5 protein-coding genes are annotated in these 4,882 nt (G+C 62.2%); 2 read left to right on the top strand and 3 right to left on the bottom strand.

The window, feature by feature from the left end:
• Nucleotides 1–327, bottom strand: a 327-nt coding sequence (locus tag VFN25_RS07825) for a prolipoprotein diacylglyceryl transferase family protein (protein ID WP_325140541.1), incomplete at its 3' end; no start/stop codon positions are given.
• Nucleotides 328–575: 248 nt separating this feature from the next.
• Here VFN25_RS07825 and VFN25_RS07820 point away from each other — a divergent pair.
• On the top strand, nt 576–2,507 hold the full coding sequence (locus VFN25_RS07820; RefSeq protein ID WP_325140540.1) for a S9 family peptidase: 1,932 nt from the start codon (nt 576–578) through the stop codon (nt 2,505–2,507).
• A gap of 62 nt (nt 2,508–2,569) precedes the next feature.
• Here VFN25_RS07820 and VFN25_RS07815 read toward each other — a convergent pair whose 3' ends face one another.
• Nucleotides 2,570–3,070 (bottom strand): TPM domain-containing protein, encoded by a 501-nt coding sequence (locus tag VFN25_RS07815; protein WP_325140538.1) that lies wholly within the window; start codon nt 3,068–3,070, stop codon nt 2,570–2,572.
• Between the two features lie 89 nt (nt 3,071–3,159).
• On the opposite strand from VFN25_RS07815, the gene VFN25_RS07810 reads away from it, so the two are divergent.
• Nucleotides 3,160–4,080 carry a sel1 repeat family protein gene (locus tag VFN25_RS07810; protein ID WP_325140536.1) on the top strand — a complete coding sequence of 307 codons (921 nt, stop codon included), beginning with the start codon at nt 3,160–3,162 and terminating at the stop codon, nt 4,078–4,080.
• 19 nt (nt 4,081–4,099) lie between these two features.
• Here the strand turns inward: VFN25_RS07810 and VFN25_RS07805 are convergent, their stop codons facing one another.
• Nucleotides 4,100–4,471, bottom strand: coding sequence for a diacylglycerol kinase (locus tag VFN25_RS07805; RefSeq protein ID WP_325140534.1), 372 nt, complete (start codon nt 4,469–4,471; stop codon nt 4,100–4,102).
• Nucleotides 4,472–4,882 lie beyond the last annotated feature (411 nt).

Below are 4,882 nucleotides of genomic sequence, written 5' to 3'. Positions count from 1 at the left end.
CAGCACGCCGAGCAGGCCGCCGTGGAAGCTCATCCCGCCGTCCCACACCTTGAACAGGGTCAGCGGTGCGGTCCAGATCCAGTCGATGTCGGCATAGAACAGCATGTACCAGATGCGCCCGCCCGCGATCACGCCGAGCATGCCGTAGAACAGCAGGTCCCCCAGCGCATCGCGGGTGACCGGCAGGCGCCCGCGCCGGCGCCGGTACTCGCCCAGCACGGCCACGAAAAAGAAGCCCAGCAGATACATCAGGCCGTACCAATGCACCTGCACCGGGCCGAGATGGAACGCGACGGGATTGATATCGACGATATAGGGCTGGGACATGGGCAACGCGCGGCGGTCAAAGACCAAGTGTAGCGGGACACAGCGTGGGCGATGTGGACAAGGACTTTCGCGTGAGCTTTGGCAGGAACTAGAATCGACCGATGCACTCGCCTCGGGGAGTTGAGGGGTGCTGCACTGCAATCATGCACGGATTCCAAGTCCGACCGACCGCCTCGCTCCAGGCGACCGGCTTTGTGTCCATGGAGTGTCAGGGGAGAAAACCAATGTACCAACGTCTTGCGCGGATCGTGCTGTCCGCTGCCTGGTTACTGCTGCCCGCGGCGGCGGCCGCCACCGACCGGGTGCCGGTGGAGGCCTTTGCGCGGCACGCGCAACTGTCCATGCCGGAACTGTCCCCGGACGGTAAATACCTTGCTGTCAACATGAATTATGCGGATGGCAATTCGCACGCCCTGGCGGTTTATGACGTCGCCGACATGACTCGTCCGATCAGTCTGCTGCGATTGCCCAAATACGAGTTGGCTACAGGTATTACCTGGACAAGCAATACGCGACTGGTGGTGGAGAAAGGTCGGCAGATCGGCTCGATTGACAAACCCAGCGCAACCGGCGAAGTGATCGCCACCAACTTCGATGGTAAAAAACAGGATTACCTATACGGTTTCGAAGCGCAATACGGTACACGGGCGACCACCCGCGGCATGGATCGCGGATGGGGTCTGGTGGCCGGCCGGCCCACTCCGGCCAACGGTCATTTCTTCATGACCACCTACAGTTGGGAAAGCCGGGACTACAGCACCTTGTATGACGTCGACGCGGAGAAAAACACGCGTCGCCTGGTGGGCCAGATCAAGGTGGCCGGCATGAACTTTCTGGTCGGCGATGATGGCAAGGCGCATTACGCCTACGGCCGCAACGACGATTGGGCCTTCGTGCTCTATCACCAGCAAGGTGGCGGCTGGACCCAGATGAATGCGGGGCCTCATGGCAGCAGCTTCATACCGCTCTTCTTCACGAAAGACCAGCAGCGCCTGTACGCCACATATTCCAAAGATGGCGGACCGACCACGCTGATCGAACAGGACGAAAGCGGCGGTAACCGCAAGCTGGTAGCCAGCGACAGCTTCGGCAGCATTGGTACGATCGAGTTGACGCCCTACCCCTACCAGCCTTTCGCCACGGTGCTGGCCACTGGCGTGCCGCAGTTTGCCTACATCGACGCCAACACGCCGACGGCCAAGCTGCATCGCGCACTCAGCCTGAAGTTCCCTGGCAGCTATGTTCACTTCATCAATTTCAGCGAAGACGGCATCAAGCTGCTGTTCTCCGTCAGCAGCGATCGTGACCCCGGTAGCTATTTCCTGATTGACACCAGGAATTACAAGGTACTCAAGTTGTTCTCTGCCGCGCCCTGGATCGATCCGGCACAGATGGCCGAACGACGCCCGCTGCATTTCAAATCCAGTAGTGGCGCGGAGCTGGAAGCGATACTCACGATCCCGAAGGGCGCCGATCTGTCCAAGTTGCCGATGGTATTGGTACCGCACGGCGGTCCCATTGAAGTGCAGGATGACTGGTTCTTCGACGAGGACGCCCAGTTCCTGGCCAGTCGCGGCTACCTCGTCCTGCAGGTGAACTATCGCGGCTCCAGCGGCCGTGGCTACAACTTCAGGAACGCCGGCTATCGCCAGTGGGGCACGGGCATCCAGCAGGATCTGATCGATGCGGTGAAATGGGCGATTTCGGCAAAGTACGCCGATCCCGAACGCATCTGCATCTACGGCGCCAGCTTCGGCGGCTATTCGGCACTGATGGCACCGGTGCGTGCACCGGGCATGTTCAAGTGTGCGGTCGGGTACGCGGGCATTTATGACATGGGCATGCGCTACAAGAAAGGCGACACCCAGGAGAGCAAGGCCGGTCTCAATGCGTTGCGTGTCCAGATGGGCGACGACCCGGCCGAGCTGGCTTCGAACTCTCCCGTCAACCTGGCAGGCAAGATCGACGTCCCAGTCTTCCTGATCCATGGGGAAGACGACCAGCGCGCACCCTTTGCCCAGGCCAAGGCGATGCGCGCTGCGCTCGACGCCGCGCACAAACCGTATGAATGGCTGAGCAAGCCGGGCGAAGGCCATGGCTTCTACGACGAAAAGAACAACGTCGAGCTCTACACGAAGTTGCAGGCGTTTCTGGAAAAGTACATTGGCAAGGGTGTCTGACCGCCAGGTCGATACGGCATGAGGACAAGGCCACCGTTTGGTGGCCTTGTCCTTTTCATGGTCTACAGCAACACCGGATGATCCGATAACTCGTCGGGATTGGCCTTGCCATCGCCCGGAAAGTGGCGCTCCAACAATACAGCTGCAGCAATGCCGGCCAGACTCCCGGCACGCCACTCGCCACCGGCATAGCACCCGCGCATGCGCGCGCAGATCGCACTCCACGCTTCGGCCAGAACCTCCGCCGCGATGCCGCGGTCGGCGACGACCTCGATGCGATGCTCGGCCATCAGCACGTAGAGCAGCACGCCGGAATTGTGTTCGGTGTCCCATACACGCAGTTGCGCGAACAGCTGCCGCGCGCGGGTCGGCGCGTCGAGCCCGCCCAGCACGTCCGCCGGCGCCAGTCGCGACTCGACCGCAAAACGGATCTCGCCCAGGTGGGTGCGTTCGCCCGCCGCGATCGCCGCAGCCATCTCGTCCAGCAAGGCTGGCGAAAAGCGGCGCGACAGGCGAAACCACCCGCCGAACAGATTCACCCACAGCCGTCGCATGCGCTCCATCACCAGCTCCCCGAAGAACCGCCACCGCCGAAGCTGCCGCCGCCACCAAGGCCGCCCCAACCGCCAGGTCGCGTGCGCGTTTGTCGGGCATGTTCGTTGATATCGACGCCAAACAGGAGCAGCATTCGTACTGTCAAACCGGCAGGCATCGCCTGGGTTTGGCATTACGGAACGAGAATTTCAAGGAGATCGCCATGAAGCACCTCTCCCGGCGCTGCATCTGCGCTGTTCTTTGCACTCTGGCCGCGTCGGCGGCATCTGCGGCGGGTCAACCCTCCTCCTCTCCCTTGCGTGATACACAGTCGCAGGCCGTGCTGGCAGCGATGAGCAACAGCTCTACCTGGGGCCACCCCGATGAATACGGCGAATTCAACGGCATGCAGCGTTACGCGGCGGGTGACTTCAAGGCGGCGATGAAGTATTTCCTGATTGGCGCGCGCTACGCAGACAAGTTGTCCCAGCTCAGCATCGGCCTGATGTATCTCAACGGCCAGGGCGTGCAGAAGGACCCGGTTGCAGCCTTCGCCTGGATCGCCATGGCTGCCGAGCGCAAGTATCCCCAGTTCCTCGCCACCCGCGATGGTGTGTGGGCACGGCTCGATGCATCTCAGCGCGAGCAGGCAAAGGCCTTGGTGGAAAAGCTGTACCCGGAATATGGCGACGTCACCGCGAAGCCGCGAATGGCCAAGATGCTGCGCTGGAACCGCACCCAACTGACGGGTTCATATCTCGGCTTCGGCGCCGACTCGGTCACCAGCATGACGACAACGCAATTCTTCGGCCAGGCCAAGGGATACGGCGGGTATCCGGACTGCAGCGCCGCGACCATCGGTGGGGCAGCCGCAAACGGCTGCGGCAATCTCTACGCTTCCTGGCGCTGGGATCCGAAGCAGTATTTCGAGAGCCGCGACCGTGAATGGACCGGCCAGGTGACTGTTGGCGCGCTGCAGGGCGTCAATCCTTCGGGATTGCCGGTGAAGCAGGCTGACAAACGGAAAGATATCCAGTAATCGCCTGTGTTGCGCCGGTTCAGAGCCAGCGCGGCCCCAGGATCAACGCCCAGCTCAGCACCACCAGCATCAGCAGCACGAACACCGCGGCCGAGCCCATGTCCTTGGCGCGCCCCGCCAGTTCGTTGAATTCCGGGCTGACCTTGTCGACCACCGCCTCGATCGCCGAGTTCAGCAGCTCGGCCGACAGCACCAGCAACGGGGCCAGGATCAGCGCGAACTTCTCCAGTCCGCCATGCCCCAGCCACAGGCCCAGCGGCACCATCACAATGGCCAGACAGGCCTCAAGGCGGAAGGAAGCCTCGTGCTTCCAGGCGGCGCGAAGCCCCTTCATCGACCACTGGAATGCGTTCCAGACCTGCCTCGGGCCGCGAAAACCTTCGGCGGCCATCAGCGGACCCGCCGTCCGGCTGGTGGTCGCTGTCGTGAGCGGGTGGAATCGGGATGAGGCATGGGCGGGATGGGCTCCGGGAAATCCGTGATGGCAGGCGCCTGATGATGCCACAAGCAGCCGCCCGCACACGGCTCGCAGCGCTCTCCCAAGCATTTGCGGTGCATACCTGTCATGTCGCAGTGCAGCTACGCCCTGCCCGCGGATGGGTTAGGCTTCGTCGGTTGTGGTCCGTTCAGGATCACAAGCCGAAGGCGCGTGCCAGCACGTCGCCATGGTCTGAAACCCGCACGGAAAATCTATGGCAACCCAGAACCCGCCCGTCTCGCAGACGAAGTCCTTCAGTACCGTCTTCCTGATCGAAATGTGGGAGCGCTTCGGCTTCTACGGCATGCAGGTGTTGATGGTCAC

This window comes from Dokdonella sp. (assembly GCF_035703485.1).
Lineage (GTDB): Bacteria > Pseudomonadota > Gammaproteobacteria > Xanthomonadales > Rhodanobacteraceae > Dokdonella.
Note: the sequence above shows the minus strand (reverse complement) of the source record. Positions and strands in the feature narration are given on the sequence as shown.

Coding starts and splice junctions, on each gene's coding strand:
- VFN25_RS07815 (WP_325140538.1), bottom strand. CDS start 3,070: ATGGAGCGCATGCGACGGCTGTGGGTGAATCTGTTCGGCGGGTGGTTT.
- VFN25_RS07805 (WP_325140534.1), bottom strand. CDS start 4,471: ATGGCCGCCGAAGGTTTTCGCGGCCCGAGGCAGGTCTGGAACGCATTC.
- VFN25_RS07810 (WP_325140536.1), top strand. CDS start 3,160: ATGTTCGTTGATATCGACGCCAAACAGGAGCAGCATTCGTACTGTCAA.